The 19535-nt window shown below is 34.9% G+C and carries 14 protein-coding genes; 3 read left to right on the top strand and 11 right to left on the bottom strand.

Translation table 11 applies throughout. From position 1 onward, the window contains the following. Positions 1–279: 279 nt before the first annotated feature. The 5 genes from IRZ80_RS13380 to IRZ80_RS13360 form a co-directional block, all read right to left on the bottom strand. On the bottom strand, positions 280–2187 hold the full coding sequence (locus IRZ80_RS13380) for an arylsulfatase (protein ID WP_194642074.1): 1908 nt from the start codon (positions 2185–2187) through the stop codon (positions 280–282). Positions 2188–2243: 56 nt separating this feature from the next. Then, positions 2244–3812: an arylsulfatase gene (locus tag IRZ80_RS13375; protein WP_194642073.1), complete on the bottom strand. Its 1569-nt coding sequence runs from the start codon at positions 3810–3812 to the stop codon at positions 2244–2246. A 25-nt stretch (positions 3813–3837) separates the two neighbouring features. Next, positions 3838–5310 (bottom strand): RagB/SusD family nutrient uptake outer membrane protein, encoded by a 1473-nt coding sequence (locus IRZ80_RS13370; RefSeq protein ID WP_194642072.1) that lies wholly within the window; start codon positions 5308–5310, stop codon positions 3838–3840. 16 nt (positions 5311–5326) lie between these two features. Next, positions 5327–8458: a SusC/RagA family TonB-linked outer membrane protein gene (locus IRZ80_RS13365; RefSeq protein ID WP_194642071.1), complete on the bottom strand. Its 3132-nt coding sequence runs from the start codon at positions 8456–8458 to the stop codon at positions 5327–5329. A gap of 767 nt (positions 8459–9225) precedes the next feature. Continuing rightward, a complete protein-coding gene (locus tag IRZ80_RS13360; protein ID WP_194642070.1) occupies positions 9226–10080 on the bottom strand; it encodes a leucine-rich repeat domain-containing protein in 855 nt (284 codons plus the stop codon). A 187-nt stretch (positions 10081–10267) separates the two neighbouring features. On the opposite strand from IRZ80_RS13360, the gene IRZ80_RS13355 reads away from it, so the two are divergent. Then, positions 10268–10756: a DUF1761 domain-containing protein gene (locus tag IRZ80_RS13355; RefSeq protein ID WP_194642069.1), complete on the top strand. Its 489-nt coding sequence runs from the start codon at positions 10268–10270 to the stop codon at positions 10754–10756. 60 nt (positions 10757–10816) lie between these two features. Here the strand turns inward: IRZ80_RS13355 and IRZ80_RS13350 are convergent, their stop codons facing one another. Beyond that, complete coding sequence (locus tag IRZ80_RS13350) at positions 10817–11095, bottom strand: 4a-hydroxytetrahydrobiopterin dehydratase (protein ID WP_194642068.1); 279 nt, start codon at positions 11093–11095, stop codon at positions 10817–10819. A gap of 260 nt (positions 11096–11355) precedes the next feature. Here IRZ80_RS13350 and IRZ80_RS13345 point away from each other — a divergent pair, with 260 nt between their 5' ends. Beyond that, entirely contained in the window at positions 11356–12513 is a 1158-nt protein-coding gene (locus IRZ80_RS13345) for a GNAT family N-acetyltransferase (protein WP_194642135.1), read from the top strand. Between the two features lie 179 nt (positions 12514–12692). Here IRZ80_RS13345 and abc-f read toward each other — a convergent pair whose 3' ends face one another. Further along, positions 12693–14603: a ribosomal protection-like ABC-F family protein gene (gene abc-f / locus IRZ80_RS13340; protein ID WP_194642067.1), complete on the bottom strand. Its 1911-nt coding sequence runs from the start codon at positions 14601–14603 to the stop codon at positions 12693–12695. Positions 14604–14678: 75 nt separating this feature from the next. On the opposite strand from abc-f, the gene IRZ80_RS13335 reads away from it, so the two are divergent. Continuing rightward, entirely contained in the window at positions 14679–15062 is a 384-nt protein-coding gene (locus tag IRZ80_RS13335) for a DUF983 domain-containing protein (RefSeq protein ID WP_194642066.1), read from the top strand. Here IRZ80_RS13335 and IRZ80_RS13330 read toward each other — a convergent pair. The 4 genes from IRZ80_RS13330 to gldL form a co-directional block, all read right to left on the bottom strand. Next, the gene (locus IRZ80_RS13330; RefSeq protein ID WP_194642065.1) at positions 15059–16117 is read right to left on the bottom strand and encodes an NAD(P)/FAD-dependent oxidoreductase; all 1059 of its coding nucleotides are present in this window, start codon (positions 16115–16117) and stop codon (positions 15059–15061) included. The genes IRZ80_RS13335 and IRZ80_RS13330 overlap by 4 nt on opposite strands. A gap of 76 nt (positions 16118–16193) precedes the next feature. Next, positions 16194–17183, bottom strand: coding sequence for a gliding motility protein GldN (gldN, locus tag IRZ80_RS13325; protein ID WP_194642064.1), 990 nt, complete (start codon positions 17181–17183; stop codon positions 16194–16196). A 46-nt stretch (positions 17184–17229) separates the two neighbouring features. Beyond that, a complete protein-coding gene (gldM, locus tag IRZ80_RS13320) occupies positions 17230–18789 on the bottom strand; it encodes a gliding motility protein GldM (protein WP_194642063.1) in 1560 nt (519 codons plus the stop codon). Between the two features lie 51 nt (positions 18790–18840). After that, on the bottom strand, positions 18841–19473 hold the full coding sequence (gldL, locus tag IRZ80_RS13315; RefSeq protein ID WP_194642062.1) for a gliding motility protein GldL: 633 nt from the start codon (positions 19471–19473) through the stop codon (positions 18841–18843). Between the last annotated feature and the right edge of the window lie 62 nt (positions 19474–19535).

Here is a 19535-nt window from a genome sequence, read left to right as displayed (position 1 = left end):
TATAGATTTAGTATGATTTTATTTTATAGCTTTCCGAATAATTAAAACAAAACTATGAATAGCTGTTATTCATTTTACCCTTCAGCAGCTTTTCTATAATTCTTCTCAGAAAACGAATTACAGAAAAAACAGTCATTAAAATAGATAAGGGTATCAGATAAATAACTGTCCAGACTAATTTCATTTTTCTATGATTTCATAGTTTATCTGGCTCACAATTTTTTATTTCTTCTAAATTTCAGAGCTGTTGATTCAAAAATTATACAGCTCTGAAATAATTTATTTGTTTGCTTTGTACAATAACTCTGCAGCCGACTGTCCTTCGGTTCCTTTCGTCTGGTGGATTTTTCTCTGGTACACATCCGACCAGTCAATTAATGGATACAGGTTGTTTTTCTTTGCCTGCTCATCAAATAATTTTTTCAGTTCCGCCAGTTTTTCAGGATATTTTTTAGCCAGATCTTTTCTTTCATTAAAATCTTCATTGATATTGTACAATTCCCAGACATCTTTGTCAAAATCTGCATTCAAAAGATTCGCTTTGGATTTATCTGCCAATGCCTCTTTTACCTCAATTGAATTTGGGTGATGCTCAGCTGCTGCTTTCCAGCCATCGTTATAAATGGATCTCGCTCCAAAAATATAATAGTGCTGGATTTTATGCGAAGAAACCACTTTGGCATCATTGAAAGAATTGTAAAACGAATAGCCCTGAATGGTATCCTGTTTAATCTCTCTAATTGTTTCAGGTGCTTTAACTCCAATAACATCAAGAGTTGTTGGCAGAATATCAATCACGTGGCTGTATTGATTTCGGATTCCGCCTTTTTCCTGAATCCCTTTTGGATAATACACTATCAATGGATTGTGCGTTCCTCCTTCGGAGTTGGCATCCTGTTTCCAAGATTTGAACGGAGTGTTAGTCGCCTGAGCCCAGCCTAATGGGTAATTAGCATACGTTTGAGGCGTCCCAATTTCACCAATCTTGTTTAAATTATTTTGGAAAACCTGCTCTTCAGTTTCACCGGCTTTATAAGTCTGTCTCTCTACAGCTCCCTGCAGCGTCCCTTCCTTACTCGCTCCATTATCACCTATCAAAACAAAGACAACCGTATTATCCAGCTGATTACTTTCTTTCAGATAATTTACCAGTCTTCCGATTTCGTAATCGGTATACGTTAAATATCCGGCATATACTTCCATGAACTTTGAATACACTTTCTTTTGATCCGGCGTTAATTTTTTCCAGTCGGCAATAAGTGAATTACGCTCAGGCAGTTCTGCATTGGCTGGAACAACTCCCAGTTTCTTTTGGTTGGCCAATGTTTTTTCGCGATAAGCATCCCAGCCATCATCAAATTTTCCTTTGTAAGCATCGCTCCACTTCGCTTCTACCTGATGCGGTGCATGAACTGCTGCTGGTGAATAATATAAAAAGAATGGTTTTCCAGGCGCTGCTTTATGCTGTCTGGTAATATAACTGATTGCTTTATCTGTAATCTGTTCGCTAAGATGTCTTCCATCTGGAGTAACATGTGCCTGATCTTCGATCAAATCTGGTTTGTACTGATCGGTTGCAGAACCCAAGAATCCAAAGAAATGTTCGAAACCTTTGCCTGTTGGCCATCTGTCAAATGGTCCTGCATCGGTGGCATCTTCATCAGGCGTTACACCATATTTGCCTACACCAAAAGTGCTGTATCCTTTGTCACGCAGAATCTCAGCAACAGTTCCATTCTTTGAAGGAATTCTTCCATCCCATCCCGGGAAACCTGCAGACATAATCGTATGTGAGAATCCGCCAACATGAACTTTATGAGAATTACTTCCTGTCAGTAATGCAGAACGTGTAGGAGCACAGATAGCTGTAGTATGGAAATTGGTATATCTCAGTCCATTATTAGCAAGACTCTCTAAAACTGGTGTATGTATCAAGCCCCCAAAAGCACTTGAAGCGCCGTAACCTACATCATCTAAAACAATCCAGACTACATTTGGAGCACCTTTTGGAGCTGTAACCGGTTCTGGCCAATATTCTTTGGATTCAGCTAATGTTTTACCGATTACTCCTTTGTAATCAGTATTGGGTTTGTTTTGCGCAAAACCAAATTGAGCAATCAGCAAAGCGGTAACCAAAAGTCCTTTCTGCGGGCTTTTGATAATGCTGTTATATTTTAAATTTTTCATTTTTATATTTTTTATTAGATTAACTTATATTCATTATAATAGGTAATCAGTATATACTATTTTATTTTATTCCAATCTTCAACACCTACTTTTATTGACCATTGCTGATGTAATTCAATCAGCGTCTGGAGCAGTTTTGGTTCTAACTTTGCCAGATTTTTTGTTTCTGTTCTATCTGCTGCCAGATTGTACAATTCCCAAGGCTGATTGTTTTCGGCTACTGCTTTCCACTGCCCTTTTCTTACTGCTTTACTGCCTTCATGTTCCCAAAACAACGCTTCATGTTCATCAGATTGCTGTCCTTCAAATTCTTTTTTTAAACTAATACCTTCTAAAGAGACGAGATTTTTCCCTTGAAAAGAATCTGGGTATTGCAAACCCGCAAACTCTAGACAAGTTGGAAAAACATCAATTAAATGGCTTACTCTATTACTTACTATACCAGCCTTAATATGCTTTGGATAATACGCTATAAAAGGGGAAGCGATACCGCCTTCGTGAGTGTTCTTTTTGAATAATTGAAAAGGCGTGTTGCTCACATTTCCCCACGGACTTTCATAGCTGTCAATCGATGCTGCCGAACCTGCAGTACCATTTTTTTGTGTAACATAATTCCAGTTTTTCACATCATCGGCACTTCCGCCATTATCAGAAAGAAAAAGAACAAGCGTATTTTCTTCTTCACCCAAAGACTTTACTTTCTGCAGGATTTCTCCAATTCCGGCATCCATTCTGTCGACCATAGCAGCGTAAATTGCCATGCGGGTATCCCATTTATGTTTTTCTTCTGCACTTAGTTTTTCCCAATCCGGCACTTTTTCAAAACGATTAGATAAGTCCCAGTTTTTATCAATTATTCCTTGTTCTTTTAATTTGTTAAAACGCTTTGCTCTCAATTTATCCCAGCCTACCAAGTATTTTCCTTTGTATTTTTCAATATCTTCCGGCAATGCCTGAATGGGCCAATGTGGTGCATTATAAGCTACATACAGAAAAAAAGGTTTTTGTTCCCTGCGCTGTTTTTCTAAAGAACTAATAGCAAAATTGGTAATTTCCTGAGTCAGATAAGTAGAAGAATCCGTGCGGATAATTTCTTTATCTCCTTTCAGAAAAGTAACTTTTCTTCCGTCGTTATACAAAGGTTCCGAGTTGAAATAACTGCTGCCATTGTTTTGTAAAGTAAAAGAATCATCAAACCCTCTATTCACCGCCCAAGCTGATGGAACCAAACCTACATGCCATTTTCCAGAAACAATTGTAGTGTATCCCGCCTGTTGGAGCGCCTGTCCAATCGTAATACAATGCTCGTTTAAATATCCCTGATACGCAGGAAATCCTTTATCCTGTACCATGTCACCAATACCTGCCTGATGTGAATACAATCCTGTGAGTAATGAAGCCCGAGAAGGACAGCATCGTCCTGCATTGTAAAACTGATTTAAAATAAGCCCGTTTTTAGCGAGCTTATTTAAATTTGGAGTTTTAATTTCTGAGCCAAAAGCACCAATATCTGAAAATCCTAGATCATCAGCCAAAATGACAATGATGTTAGGCTGCTTTTTCTGTGCAGACAGCTGCATTTGTGCAACAACCAATAGCGCAAGTATGAACAGTTTTTTAATCATTTTATTACGCATTTACGCCTTTTAATTAATAACCTGGATTTTGTGGCAGTCCTACTGGATCAATGTTTCGCTCACTCTGAGGAATCGGGTACAGATTATTTCTTTCGGAAACAGAATTTTTGGCAGTTACCTTTTTAATTTCGGTAACCAAAGTTCCCCAGCGCACTAAGTCAAACCATCTTTGTCCTTCCTGAACAAATTCTTTTTTGCGCTCTTCGCGGATAGCTTCTCTAAGTTGTGGCTCAGTAAGCCCAATTAAATCTACTGTTACATCCGGTGTCGAGATTGGTTTTCCAAAAGCTCTTCTTCTCACCTGATTCACAAGCTCATGAGCTTCCAGAGTTGCACCGTCTTTTTCGTTGATAGCTTCTGCAAGAGATAATAAAACATCAGCATAACGGATTATTGGAAAATTGATCGCGACATTTGACGGTGCAGCCAAATTGGTTAAATCCAGATATTTGCCAAAAATTGGCTTTGGAAAAGTATACAGCGTTCCAGTAGCCGGATTCAATAATTGTTTTTTATAAGTCACATCTCTTCGGGTATCACCTGCTGCATAAATGTCATAAAACAAAGCTACATCCGAAATAATATCTGCCGGTTCTGTTGCGGTAAATCCAGTAAATGAAGTCGCTTGGAAAGTACTTCCGCTGGAACCGTTTCCTGCTTGATTTGGTTCGAACTGAACAGAAAAAATATGTTCTTTTCCGTTCTTTTTAGTTTTGGTAAAAATGTCCTGAAAGTTTTCAAAAAGCGCATATCCATAGCCGCCGTTAATTACTTCTTTGGCTTTTAGAATCGTATTAGGCCAATCTTTCCTAGTCAGATATACTTTTGCCAAAATGGCTTTTGCAGCACCCGATGTAGCTCTTCCAGCATCATTGGCCGGATAAGCTGCAGGCAGGCTTTCAGCGTCTTTTAAGTCTAAAATAATCTGAGCATACACTTCTTCTACAGTGGCTCTCTTGGATTTTAAACTCTCTAATTGAATAGAAGCCGGTTCGTGCAAAACGATTGGAACCCCTCCCCAAAGACGTACAGCCTGAAAGTACAGTAAACCTCTGATGAATTTGGCTTCATTAATCAATCTAGTTTTTATAACATCTGAACCAGCGGCTCTAGGAATATTATCAATGGCTATATTGGCTCTATTGATTCCTGCATAAATTTGTCGCCAAGCCACCTGAACACGGTCTGAAGTAGCATCATGGGTTAAACTGCTCAATGCTCTTACCTGAGGATTCGTTGCCGAAACTCCCGCCGATGCATAATCCGAAGCCATATCAGTAAGGAAATAAAGATTTCTTCCAAATAAACTCTGCTCTCCCGGATCAAGGCTCAATGAAGCATAAACTGCTGTAACACTGGCAACAGCATCATCCTGAGTTTTAAAGAAATTTTCTTCGGTTATAAAAGAGGTTGGTGTTACCTCCAGATCCGTGCACGATACTAATATAACGGCACTTAATATGAATGTTGTTATTATCTTTTTCATTGTTATATTTTTTTACTTAAAAAGTTACATTTAAGCCCGTAATAAATGTTTTAGAATTTGGATAGGATCCAAAGTCAATTCCGGGATATAAATTATTCTGTTCATAGGAACTTACCTCTGGATCATAGCCTGTGTATTTAGTCCATGTAAATAAGTTCTCGGCAGATACGTATACCTTAATGCTCTTAGTTCCAATTTTTGAAGAAATGCTTTTTGGGAAAGTATATCCTAAAGTGATTAGCTTTAATCTCAGGAAAGAAGCATCTTCTACATAACGTTCCGACACAATTCCAAGCGGAGAACTTGAAGCTCTTGGGATTTCATTACTTGGATTAGCCGGTGTCCAGCGATCTAATAAAGTGGCTGCCGCATTAGTTCCAAGAGTAGAAATTTCCAATTGCTGATTTAGAGCGTTAAATATTTTACCTCCATAAGAACCTTGGAACGAAAAATTCAAATCAAAGTTGCTATAAGAAAGCGTATTACTGAAACTTCCAACAAATTTTGGCTGTGAAGTCCCAAGATCTCCTTTGTCAAGCGCAGTAATTACTCCGTCCCCGTTGGTATCTACATATTTTCTATCCCCCACTTTTGTATTGGCAAGACTGTTAATTTTTGGCTGCGTATTAACTTCTTCCTGAGTCTGGAAAATTCCGTTGGTTTTGTATCCCCAAAAAGTTCCCAGCGGTAATCCCACTTTAACAGTTACGGGCTGTTGCTGCAATAAAGAACCATTTGGCACTATCGGGAAAAATTGATCCACTCCATTACCAATTTCCAGAACTTTATTTCTGTTGGCAGAAAAAACAAAGTTAGAATTCCATGAAAACGTTTCTGTTTTTATGTTTTCGGTAATCAGACCAATTTCGATACCTTTATTCTCTACACCGCCAATATTCTGCAGCACTGTAGCAAATCCAGAAGTCAATGGAACTGGCACATTGATAAGCAGATCATTTGTCTTTTTGTAATAGGCATCAAAAACAAAATTTATTTTTCTGTCCAATAATGATAAATCTAAACCTATATTATACTGATCCGTTTTTTCCCATCTCAGATCCGGGTTGGCCAAACGGGTTGGTGCCAATCCTGTCTGCAGTGTCCCGCCAAAAGCATAATTAACAGACCCTATGGAAGCTAAGGAAAGATAATTACCAATTTCCTGATTCCCTGTAGTTCCTGCACTCAGCCTAAGTTTTGCATCACTTACTCCTTTAATATTTTTGGCAAAATCCTCTTCGGTTATGTTCCAAGAAAATCCAGCTGAAGGGAAATACCCCCAAAGTGATTCAGTACCAAATCTTGAAGACCCATCCGCACGCGCAGATACTGTCAGGTTATATCTCCCTTTATATGAATAATTTGCTCTTGCCAGCCATGATTTCAATACGCTCTCGAATGATTCAGTATAAGGCTTTACAGCCACACCATCCTGTAATGCATTGTAAGTATTGGCATCATTTACAAAAGTATTAGCTCCTGCATTCACTACTTCTCCCTGGGTATATTGAAGTGTGTATCCAGCCAAAGCAGAGAATTTATGATCTTCTCCAAAATGAGTATTGTAGTTCAAAGTATTTTCATTCAATACTGAACTTACCAGTCTGTCGCCAGAAGAAGCAAGACCTTTTGTTGGAGCACCAGTAGTAGTATTCGATGGCGCATAATAGTTTTGTTTGGTGTTAATTACGTCACCGCTGACAGCAGCTTTGGCCGTAATTTCTTTGTTGATTTTATATTCACCAAACAAACTGGTCAAAATTCTGTTGATTTTGGTTTCATTTATAGTGTTTTCCAAATCATTAATTGGGTTGGGCACATAACCGTTAACTGATGTCGCATAAGGATTATTGGTTACATTATAGCTTCCGTCATCATTTCTGATTGGAACCACCGGCGCCGTTAGCAGGATACTAACCAATGGATTGGGATTTCTGCCGGCTGCAGTACCGCCATTAGTTCCTACTCCATTCGATATTGAATTGCTATAATTGGCATTCACTCCAAATTTAAAAGCCTGAGAATAATTTCTTTCATAATTGGCACGAAGCGAAATTCGTTTAAAATCTGATCCTATTACAATTCCTTGCTGATCAAAATAACCTGATGACACTGAATATCTGGAGCGGTCATCTCCGCCTGAAAATGTTAACTGATGGTTTTGAACCGGTGCCGCCGAATTAAAAGCTGCTGACTGCCAGTCATATCCTCCTGAAGTTTTAAGAGCTTCAATCTGGGCCGCTGAAAAAGAAGGTGCCTGCCCTATACTTGCCTGAACATCATTTCGCAGGCTTGCCCATTGGTCCGCATCTAATAAATCTATCTTTTTTGAAACATTCTGAATTCCAAAATAGCCTTGATAAGAAATATTGTCCTGCCCTTTGGTTCCTTTTTTAGTTGTAATAAGCACCACGCCATTTGCTCCTCGGGAACCATAAATCGCAGTTGCAGATGCATCTTTCAATACATCAATCGACTCGATATCGGCAGGGTTGATTGTTGACAGTACATTTACTCCAGCACCTGCATAAGTAACTCCGGCCGTACCATTACTGTTGTCATTATAAATTAATACTCCATCTACAACATACAGCGGTTCATTACCTGCTGTAATTGAATTTCCTCCTCTAATACGCACACTGGAAGTTGCGCCTGGACGGCCTGAACTTTGGGTTACAACAACACCTGGAATTGCGCCGCGCAATAAATTATCTGCTGAAGAAGTAACCTGCGCCAAATTTGCTTTTGGAATCGATGATATTGCACCCGTGATATCTTTTTTCTTTTGCGTTCCATACCCCACAACCACCAGCTCATTCAACTCTTGAAGATCCTCCTCTAAGTTGACAATAAGCGGGCTTCCGTCTACAATCACTTCAGCTTTTTTGTAGCCAATGTAGGTTATGATTAAAGTGTATGGGAATTTTTGTCCGGTTTGGAAATAAAATTTTCCCTCTGCATCAGTTACCACGCCGTGGGTGGTTCCTTTAATAGTTACGCTAGCTCCTGCTACTGGTAAATTTGAAACTTTATTAACTACAGTTCCGTCAAGTTTAGACTGAATAAGGGGTTTCGTATCTTGTGCCTGGATTCCAAATGAAAACAGAAAAATACCCAGCCAGGAAAGATTATATAATATTTTTTTCATTACTTTGTTTTGGTTTAATAAATAAGGAGTCTGAAAACTGATTTATCAATTTTCATTTTCCGTTTAACGATACATTTTTTTTTAAGCCTGCCATTTCTGTTGCCGCAGAAATGGCTTTTTTTTTATCTACAACACATTAGTTTTTTCATTTTATTTTATTGCTTATTGATTAGTACTATTTTAGTTTGAGTATTATTTTTTAAAAGAATAAATCAAAGAGTTAAAATAATTTATACTGGATGAAATAAATTATTTTAAGACTGAACATAAAAATGACGGGATGCTATAATTGGAAAACACTAACAGCAGCAACACATTCGACGGAGTGTGCCGAATGATACAAGTTCCTGCATGATCAAAAAAAGAATGTTTTTGATAGTCTTCACAATTTTCAGTATTTGTTACTTATTTTTTTAAACTCTACTATTTCTATAGACAAAAGTATATTAAAAATAATTAACAGCCAAAAAAAATTAAAGTATTCACTAAAGAATTGTTAATTTGGCTAAAGCCAAACGCTTACAACAGATTGAAAATAAACAACAAAACACTATATACCAGTAAATTACAGGCAAATCTATACTTTATGCTTTTTTAAAAACAAAAAAGCATAAAGTAGTTTTTTCATTAAAAACTTTTAAAATTTCTTTTATTTAACAAAAGAAATTTACTGATAAATTAAAAATATTACTTCTGAATTGTATCAATAAAAAAAACATAATTTTTTAAAATTATGGCCCTTTAAAAAAAGAAAAGCTATGTTTACTTTATTCGCCTACGGCTAAAGTTCCTCTGGAAGTATTTTCAACTTCTAATTTAAAAGCTGCACCCGATTCATTTCGCATTGTAGAATTGAAATCATTTTTTTTAGCCAAAAGAGCAGGTACATAACCAGAAAATGAATTATAAGCTAAATTTACTTTTTCTAAATTTTCTAACTTAACAATGCTGAAAGGAATCTGTCCGCTCATTTTGTTATCAAATAAACTCAAGTTTTCTAAGGAAACTAAGTTTTCGATATTCCTGCTGATGTGTCCCGAAAATTCATTACTGCTCAGCGATAGTTCTCTTAAATGTTTCAACTGATATAATGATTCTGGCAGTTCTCCCGATAACTTGTTGTTAAATAAAGAAATCACTTCCAATTCTTTTAAATTTCCAATCTGACTTGGCAATTCGCCGGAAAGATTATTCATAAAAAGCTTTAAAGTTTTTAAATGCTGGATTTCACAAATAGATTTTGGAATGGAACCGGTCAATTTATTAAACGATAAATTTAGCTCCCGCAGTGATTTTAATTTACCAATATTTTGGGGTATTGTTCCCGAAATCTGATTTTTAAATAAATCTAATTCTGTTAAGTTTTTCAAATTAGTTATTTCTAAAGGAAGAGTTCCTGTCAAATTATTATTAGAAAGATTAATGGCTACTACTTTCTCATTTTCAACTTTAATTCCATGCCAGGTAGAAATAGGAGCATTCAGATCCCACTTCACAATCCATTGACTGCCATTTGTTTTCTGATATAACTTAATTAAAATATCTTTTTCACTATTTGAAACATTAGCAAGTAAGGAAAGAGAAAAAGTAACCGTTAAAAATACTGCAGCAATATTTTTCATGATCTCTATTTTTTTATTTTAACATAACAAAATAACTCCAATATTCAGTAAAACGCAAATTTAATCGATAAAACACACTTTTTGTTAATTTTTGTAATCTAACAACTATATAAAACAATCAAACATGGTGATATAACAAAATTTTAGTTAAATTTGAGGCTATACTATAACCTTAAAACCTTAAATTATGGAAATGAATTGGATTGCAGTTTTTGTAAGCGCATTAACAACATTGGTGGTTGGATTTATCTGGTATAATCCAAAAATATTTGGTACCATCTGGATGAAGGAAAACAATCTCACACAAGAAGAACTTCAAAAAGGGAATATGCTGAAGATTTTTGGTTTGACCTATATTTTTTCATTATTTATTGTTGTGATTGAAATGTCATTAACAATTCACCAGTCCGGAGCGGTAGGAATGGTTGGCGGATCACCGAAAATTGCTGAAGCACTTCCTTCTTTTAAAGCCTTCATGGCCGATTACGGAACTGCTTACAGAACCTTCAAGCATGGAGCTTTACATGGATTCATGTCTGGTTTATTTTTTGCCTTTCCAATAATTGCAATAAACGGTTTATTTGAAAGAAAATCATGGAAATACATATGGATACACGCTGGATTTTGGATTCTTAGTTTAACTATTATAGGATCTATTATCTGCGGCTGGCTTTAAAATTTAAATAAACAACATGAAAGCCTTATTTCTGCATAAGATAGAAATAAGGCTTTTTTATTAGAACAAGCTTTCAATCTGGTTTGCCAATTCAATATCTTTCATCGTAACACCACCAGAATCGTGAGTATTCAAGCGTATATTTACTTTATTATACACATTAAAAAGTTCTGGATGATGATTCATCTTTTCGGCTAAGACTCCTACTTGTACTATAAAACCGAGTGCTTGTGTGAAATTCTTGAATTTAAAATCTTTTTCGACCGCATTTTCTTTAAAATGCCAATCTTTCAAATTATCCAGAAAAGGACTTACGGATTCTTCTGTAAATGTTTTCATATCGTAGAATTTAAAGTGATTTGGGCTGCAATTGCAAATAATAACAAAAGGGCTAATGTCAGCCTTTAGACCTGATCGGTCAATTTCCTTTGCTTTTTTTCTTTAAAAAAGCAAAATTACCTGGTTTTATTGCTTAAAAAATAAATAAAAGCTTATTTTTCAAACTATTGTGCCGTAACTACCCAGCAAAACAGTTAAAAGAAAACAATTCAGTAAAAATTTAATTTTATTAGTTAATTTTGAATCATATACTTTCAGAATTGAAAACTGCCATTTCTTATCAAATTTACGAAACTAAAGAACAGCTTCCCAAAAATTGGAATGAACTAGGCTGTCAAAATATTTTTTTATCCAAAGAATACTTTGAAATTCTCGATAAGTCGGCTCCAGATAACATGATTTGTCATTATATTGGGCTTTTTGAAGAGCAGAAGTTAGTTGGCGTTGCAATATCACAATTCTTGGATTTAAACAAGCTGGAATCTTTTGGAGAAAGGGATCGATGCTTAAAAACTACTGCACGGAAATTCATTTTAAAAAATTTTGCATCACATGTTCTGATCATAGGCAATAACATGCTTACAGGCCAGAATTCATTTATTTTTTCGGATAACATTTCAAAATCCGAAGGTATAAAAGCTTTGAAAAAAGCATCTATTGATTTAAAACATAAACTTAAATCAATGGGCAAAAAGGTGCATATCATAACTTTTAAGGATTATACGGAACAGGATATTGAGAAATTTGCCATTGATTTAAACCTTTTTAAAAACAGTTACAAATACAGTACACAGCCTAATATGGTTTTCAGCATTCCGTTCGAATGGAAATCGGAACAGGATTATATTGATTCCTTACTCAAAAAATACCGCGATCAGTATAAAAGAGCCCGAAAAAAGGCCGAAGGAATTGAGAAACGAAAATTACATTTAGAAGATATTATCGCTCACGAAGAGACAATCTATAATTTGTACTATCATGTTGCCAAAAATGCGCCTTTCAACACTTTCTTTCTAACCAAAAACCATTTTAGGGTTTTCAAGGAAATTTTACAGGATAAATTTCTGTTCTATGGTTATTTCCTTGATGGAAAATTAATTGGATTTAATACTTTGATTAAAAACGGCGATACAATTGACACCTATTTTTTAGGTTATGACGATACCATTCAAAGAGAAAAGATGCTGTATCTGAATATGCTGTATGACATGATTGCGTATTCGATTAACAAAGGTTTTAAGGAAATTATTTTTGCTCGAACTGCACTGGAAATCAAGAGCTCTGTTGGGGCAAAGCCAATGAAAATGTTTGGTTTTGCAAAGCACAGCAGCTCTGTTGGAGATCTTGTTTTTGAAAAAGCATTTAATTCTCTTGAACCAAAAATTGTCTGGCAGGAACGAAATCCGTTCAAAGAATAAAGAAGTTATACCAAACCTAAATATAAAAAAGTCCATTTTATTTTCCTCACCCCAACCCTCTCCTAAGGAGAGGAGCAAAGATTGGATTGTTTTATATTTAGGTTTGGTATTAGAATGTATAAAAAAGCGGAATCTAGTCAATCTGACAAGATTCCGCCTCCAATTATATATTCACCGTTTTACTGCATATTATCAATTTCTTCCTGAACAATTTCCCAATCCAAAAGCAGTTTATCTAATTCCGCTTTCTTTTTATTGTAAGCACTGAAAAAAGAAGCGTCTTCAATATGCTTATCATAATTCGAAGCCAGCATTTTATCATCATGCTGAATGTCTTTTTCCAATTGCTTGATCTGGCTTTCAACTTTGCTTAATCTGTTCTGCAAAGCCTTTCCTTTTTTCTGGTCTTCATAGGAAGATTTATTGCTTTCTTTGGAAGCAGATGCTTTTGCAATATCTTTTTTCTCAACTTCGCGCATATTTTCAAGATTGCGCTGTTCCAAGAAATAATTAATATCTCCTAAATATTCTTTTATTTTCTGATCCTTAAATTCATAAACGATATTAGACATTCCCTGCAGGAAATCCCTATCGTGAGAAACAAGCAATAGAGTACCGCCAAATTTCTGTAAAGCCGCTTTCAGAACATTTTTAGATTTAATATCCAAGTGATTCGTCGGCTCATCCATTAATAAAACATTGATAGGCTGCAGTAATAATTTACAAAGTGCCAAACGATTTCTTTCACCTCCGGAAAGCACTTTCACTTTCTTCTCAACATCGTCCCCGCGAAACAAGAAAGAACCAAGCATATCACGTACTTTCATACGATTAGTATCGGTTGCTGCATCTTCCATAGTCTGCAGTAAAGTAATCTCGCCATCAAGATACTCTGCCTGATTTTGGGCAAAATATCCTAACTGAACATTATGTCCTAATTTGATAATTCCATCATATTCAAACTCATTAACGATAGCCTTAATAAAAGTCGATTTCCCCTGCCCGTTCTGACCGACAAAAGCAATTTTACTTCCTCTCTCAACTAATAAATCAATGTTTTTTATAATTACATTATCGCCATACGCTTTTGTAACATTTTCGACTTCAATAACTACTTTTCCTGGTTCTTTAGAAACTGGAAAAGAAATGTTCATCACTGAATTGTCATCCTCATCAACCTCTATACGTTCTACTTTGTCTAGCTTTTTAATTAAAGACTGTGCCATAGAAGCCTTAGAAGCTTTTGCCCTAAACTTTTCAATAAGCTTTTCAGTTTCTTCAATTTTCTTGGCTTGATTCTTTTGAGTTGCCAGCTGTTTTTCACGAATTTCATGACGCAGTTCCAGATATTGAGAATACGGCTTATTGAAATCATAAGCTTTTCCAAGAGAAATCTCTATGGTTCTATTTGTAACATTATCCAGAAACATTTTATCGTGAGAAACAATAACCACAACACCTGGATAATTACGCAGAAAACTTTCCAGCCAAATGATACTTTCAATATCAAGGTGGTTCGTTGGCTCATCCAGTAACAGCACATCATTATTCTGCAGAAGCAATTTAGCCAGCTCAATACGCATTCTCCAGCCTCCGGAAAAAGTTTCAGTCTGGTTATTGAAAACCTCTCTTTTGAAACCTAAACCTAATAATATTTTTTCGGTATCACCTACATAATTATAACCGCCTAACAAATCAAAACGATGTGTATAGTCAGACAGATCTTCAATAATTTGACCATACTCTTCACTTTCATAATCGGTACGGGTAACCAGCTGGTGATTGATCTCTTCCAGTTTCTTCTCAACAATCTTAATTTCAGTAAATGCTTCGTAGGCTTCTTCCAAAACTGTACGTCCGCGTTCAAAATCAATATCCTGACGTAAAAAACCCATTCGAATATCCTTCTCCTGAGAAATAACCCCTGAGTCTGGCGCGAAATCCCTTGCCAGCATTTTTAGCATAGTAGATTTTCCAGCACCATTCTTCCCCACTAGACCAACTCGGTCTCCAGCTCCTAATCGAAAAGTTACTTCTTCAAACAAATAAGAACCACCAAACGAAACCGATAAATTATGTATATTAAGCATGTATTAATTATTTTATTCCTTTATGAATTAGTAAATTTGTTCATCATTAAACGAAACAAATTATTTATTTTGCAAATGTTAAAAAAAGGATCCAAATTATATAGCATTTTAACAGGAACTTGCCCGAAATGCATGAATGAAAGCATGTACACAGATCAAAATCTATTACATATTGGTTCAGTCCTCAAAATGCATGAAAAATGCAGCCATTGCGGTCTAAAATATCAGATTGAACCTTCTTTCTTTTATGGAGCAATGTACGTGAGTTACGGTTTAAATGTTGCAGTGGGAATAGCTGCTTTTATAGTATCTTACTTATTTTTGGGAGCAGATATCCAAACCTCCTTCATTACTATTATTATTACCCTGATTTTATTATTTCCGATAGTTTTGCGTTTGTCCAGAAACATTTATATCAATATGTTTGTCAAGTATGACCCAAAAACAAAAAATAGTTAAATTTTCTTTTTCTTTTTATTGTAATATCTAACAATATCAATTTCCTTATCAAGCGGAATATTGTTTTCAATTTTGTCAAATAATTCTTTAGCCATCGCTGGCCCAAGCATTACTCCACGAGTTCCAAGACCATTCAACACATGCACATTTTTATAATTGCTATGTGTACCAACCAAAGGCCTTCTATCCTTAACAGTAGGCCTCACTCCAGCATAATGTTCTATAATTTCAAACTCACACGAAATTATCTCCTTAATTCTGTCAATTAATTCTATTCTTCCTTCCTCAGTAGGCAAATCCGTTTTATCTTTCACATTATAGGTTGCACCTACTTTAAACATATCATTTCCCAATGGCAAAATAAAAACACTAGCATTCACTATCACATCCAGTTTCAAATCAGGTGTCTTAATAATAAACAATTCACCTTTGGTGCCATCTAAAGGAAGGTCATTAAAAAAAGGATTAGCATGCAGACCAAAACCTTCTGCAAAGACAATATGTTTTGCCTCCATATCTTTATATAACAATCTGTCATCTTCAATAATTAATGCGTCATATTCAAAAGACTCTGCTCTTAAAAGATTTAATGAAGCAAGATACTTTTGGTACTTTGATAATAATAATGCCGTATCAACATATCCAGTGTGCAAAACCTCACCATAACCAAATAGTGAGTCAATGCCGTTATATTTATTGAAACATAAAGAAGTAGATAGAAAAGGCGCCAAGTTTTTTTTGTCAGAAGCTGCAAACCAATTATTCTGCTCTTCAATAGAAAAAAACTTTCTTAATACAGGTGTTTTAAAATTTAACTTATCATCTATTCTATCGCTCAAATTAGAATAAAAAAGAGCCATTATATCTAATTGTTCCTGCGCATTCCAAACTTCACTAAACCGCTTCAAAATAACAGGGTTATATAATCCCCCAGCAATTTTGGATGAATTTTGAGAATCATTATTAAAAACCACAAAACTTTTCCCATGCCGAATAGCAGTCTCACAGAATGAAATTCCGCCCAAACCACAACCAACAATTATATAATCAATCATAAATAATAAAATTTAAAACAAACAAAAAACTCTTACTTGATTAAAGTAAGAGTTTTTTAAAAAAAAATTCATGAAATTAGTAATTCCACATATCGTGTTCGAAGTCACGAATTTTATCTTTAATTCTGTCTGATTCCAATAATTGGTTCAAAGCATTTTCATTAACATACTCAGTAATCAAACGGTCACCATAAACATTTTCTTCTTTGTAAATGACACCGCTAAATTGACGAGAATCTAAAATTCTATCAAAAGAAATTGGCATAGAAGAATTCTTTTCATTGAATGCTAAATACTGATGCAGATAATCACGGATTGATGGATAAAAAATCCAGAATAAATCAATATAATCAGGATTCTCAGTTCCAACTTCTCTTGCCTCAGGAGCAATTGGACAAATACCTAACAAGCGATACTTTAATTCACTCTGACGTTTATCAAAATACCAGTATCCTTTCAATTTATAACCAGTAATATCCTGTGAAGTAAGTTCTCTTTTATCAATAAACTGAGGATCTAAAACCTTAGCAACGGGAACAGTAGCAGGACCAACAACTTTTACTTTTTTACCTTTAACAGTTTTATAAGTAATCGAGGGTTTTGCTTTTGGATAATACAAATCTCTATTGGCATTTACTTCTTCTCTACCAGCATTTGTAGTATCAATATAAGTAAACGAACTGCTCATGTCTTTAAATGATTTTTTGGTATTAAAATAATCATCAGCATACACTTCAGTTATTTTATTAGCTTTAATACCTTTAATTAAAACATCAAATAATGATCTTCTGTCTTTCCCTATATTAGTAGAATCGATTGGAAAATAAAGAGGAAAATTAAATCTTTCACTCAAATCAATTATCTCCCAAGTAGTTTTTCCCATTAATATATCTCTATCATCAACATAACCATAAGCTAAGGGCTTATCATTATCAAGCGATATTTGAGATTTAGTCTTTACACCTATTTGCTCAGGAGTTTTAGCATTAAGCAAATTAGATTGTGCAAATGAAGAAAAACTTCCTGCAACTAATGCAATAACTACTACTAAATTTTTAGTCTTCATTTTATCAATTATTAAGTTATCTAAGCGTTAAATTTCAACTTAAATATTATTGTATTTCATAAATTACCGGTGCCGTTCTAGAAAGCATAATATCAGATCCAACTAACTTGGTTTTGATATCAGAAATCGTGATTTGGTCACCTCTTGTGGCTCTTGCCAAAGCTGCTTTACATTGAGAATTAACTCTATCACCAGAAACAATAACTGCAGCCTGTCCAGTAACTTTTAAAGTAAATCCAACAACATTCAAATTAACATTAAAATCAAAATCAGGTAATTTAGCAGATACTTGAGAAACTTCTAAACGAGATTTAGCTCCTTTAACAATTCCAATTTCTCCACCAATAGCACCAACTGGAGCTGGAATACCTTTAATTCTGAAAGATCTTTTATCAGAAACTTTTGAACCATCAGGTAATGTTCCTGTTACATTAATTACCACTTCAGAACCTTGACCTGGACTCATATTATAGCTGCCCGCTTTACCTGCACGGCTTAATCCTGGCGCAGAAGCAGTTACTTTATCATCAGAAACACCAGCAAAAGAAATAGTCATTGGGTTAATAACGCCTCTATAAACTACATTCATTTTATCTGCAGAAATAGTTGCTGAATTTGGTTTTGGAACAACAACATAGTTTCCTAAAATTGGAATCGCAACTGGTTTTCCATCTTCCATAAAAGTAAAGTTACCATTAATGTCGTGTTCACCAACATTACCAGCACCAAAACTAAAATCAACTTGACCGTCATGCAATGCAGTCGCCAAATTTAAATTACCTCCGTTAACTACAACTTGAGTTGGAACAGTAGATTTATCAAAACGTCCTAAAACGATTTTACCTTTTACAGCTTCACCAGCAAAGAATGCAGATTTTTCAGGTATAACGATAGCAGTATAATTTTTCATTGACGCAGCAGCAACAGCTGTAGATCCAGTCAAAGTTCCCAAAATTTGGTTTTCAATTGTATTAACATCATTTTGGATAGCTGTTAATTTAGCAACAGAAGCAATTAATGGAAAATGCTTAAAATTATAATCTAAATTATTTTTAGTAACACCTTCTTTATCCTTAACATCAGCTGTATTAAATTTAGTATTGAACTCAGCTAAGATGTCTTTAAACTTAGGATCATTTCCTAAAGCAGATTTGATCGCAGATTTATAAGCCTCAACTGCAGCAACAACTTCTTTACCTTTAGCTGATAAACCATCACCGCTAAACCATGACTCATCTAATTTGGATGAATTATCCATAGTTTCATATGGTAATTTACCATCTTTTTCTCTTACAATATCCTTAGTAAAACCTAATTTAAGTGACTCTACATACTTGTAAAAAGTAGTTGTAGCAGCAGCTACTTTTTTACCAATTTCGTTAGGAACTTGATACTGCTCAGGTTTATCTTGAGCTTTAAGATCTAAATCTGCTAAAATAGCTTCATTAGAAGTTAACGCTAAACCATTTGCAGTTTCAAATCTCTCGTTTATTAATCCAAATGCTGACAATACTTCTTTGGACATATTTAATGCTAACATTGCGATGAAAACCAAATACATCAGGTTAATCATCTTCTGTCTAGGGGTTAATTTTCCTCCTGCCATTTTTCTAATTAGTTTATTATTTAATATTAAAATATATAGTTAAAAAACTAATTATCCTTTATTACTCATAGCAGAAAGCATACCACCGTAAACATTGTTCAAAGAAGCAATATTTGCAGTCATTGATTGCATTTGCTCCTTTAATTTACTAGCATTTTCAGCAATTTCTTTATTAGCTTCAGTATTTCTAGAAGCGCTTTCTAATTGAATTTTATATAAACTGTTTAAAGACTCCATTTGAGCAGCTGCCATAGACAATTCTTCGCTGTATTTTTTTGTAGCAGCAATTGAATCAACAGTTGGAGAAATATTTCTTGAAGCATCTTCGAAATTACGGATACTATTACCAAGGCTGTTCATTAATTCACCATCAATTTTTGCTTCTTTTAATAAAGCATCTAATTTTGAAGATAACATTCCGTCAGCATCATCTTTTACAATAGCTTTCTTCTCAGTTTTTACAGCACCAGGTGCCAATTCAGGATACACCAAAGACCAGTCCAATTCGTGATCAACAGGTTCAAATGCTGAAAGAGCAAAAATAAAAGCTTCAGTACAAAGACCAACAATTAATAATGCACTTGCTCCAGGATAATGTTGAATTTTAAAAAGTGCTCCAATAATTACTACTGCCGCTCCCATACCATAGGTAAAATTCATTGCTTTTTTGCTCAATATAGCCATCGTTTAAAAATTTTAAAGTTAATTTATAGGTTATTTTTATTTAAGTGATTTAGGAAATTCTT

Origin of the sequence: Flavobacterium sp. HJJ, from assembly GCF_015351475.1 — a bacterium.
In the GTDB taxonomy this organism is placed as follows: domain Bacteria; phylum Bacteroidota; class Bacteroidia; order Flavobacteriales; family Flavobacteriaceae; genus Flavobacterium; species Flavobacterium marginilacus.
This window is presented reverse-complemented; position numbering and strand designations above follow the sequence as displayed.

Excerpts from the sequence above, each read along its gene's own strand:
- IRZ80_RS13380 (WP_194642074.1), bottom strand. The coding sequence starts at position 2,187 with ATGAAAAATTTAAAATATAACAGCATTATCAAAAGCCCGCAGAAAGGA.
- IRZ80_RS13375 (WP_194642073.1), bottom strand. The coding sequence starts at position 3,812 with ATGATTAAAAAACTGTTCATACTTGCGCTATTGGTTGTTGCACAAATG.
- IRZ80_RS13370 (WP_194642072.1), bottom strand. The coding sequence starts at position 5,310 with ATGAAAAAGATAATAACAACATTCATATTAAGTGCCGTTATATTAGTA.
- IRZ80_RS13365 (WP_194642071.1), bottom strand. The coding sequence starts at position 8,458 with ATGAAAAAAATATTATATAATCTTTCCTGGCTGGGTATTTTTCTGTTT.
- IRZ80_RS13360 (WP_194642070.1), bottom strand. The coding sequence starts at position 10,080 with ATGAAAAATATTGCTGCAGTATTTTTAACGGTTACTTTTTCTCTTTCC.
- IRZ80_RS13355 (WP_194642069.1), top strand. The coding sequence starts at position 10,268 with ATGGAAATGAATTGGATTGCAGTTTTTGTAAGCGCATTAACAACATTG.
- IRZ80_RS13350 (WP_194642068.1), bottom strand. The coding sequence starts at position 11,095 with ATGAAAACATTTACAGAAGAATCCGTAAGTCCTTTTCTGGATAATTTG.
- abc-f (WP_194642067.1), bottom strand. The coding sequence starts at position 14,603 with ATGCTTAATATACATAATTTATCGGTTTCGTTTGGTGGTTCTTATTTG.
- IRZ80_RS13335 (WP_194642066.1), top strand. The coding sequence starts at position 14,679 with ATGTTAAAAAAAGGATCCAAATTATATAGCATTTTAACAGGAACTTGC.
- IRZ80_RS13330 (WP_194642065.1), bottom strand. The coding sequence starts at position 16,117 with ATGATTGATTATATAATTGTTGGTTGTGGTTTGGGCGGAATTTCATTC.
- gldN (WP_194642064.1), bottom strand. The coding sequence starts at position 17,183 with ATGAAGACTAAAAATTTAGTAGTAGTTATTGCATTAGTTGCAGGAAGT.
- gldM (WP_194642063.1), bottom strand. The coding sequence starts at position 18,789 with ATGGCAGGAGGAAAATTAACCCCTAGACAGAAGATGATTAACCTGATG.
- gldL (WP_194642062.1), bottom strand. The coding sequence starts at position 19,473 with ATGGCTATATTGAGCAAAAAAGCAATGAATTTTACCTATGGTATGGGA.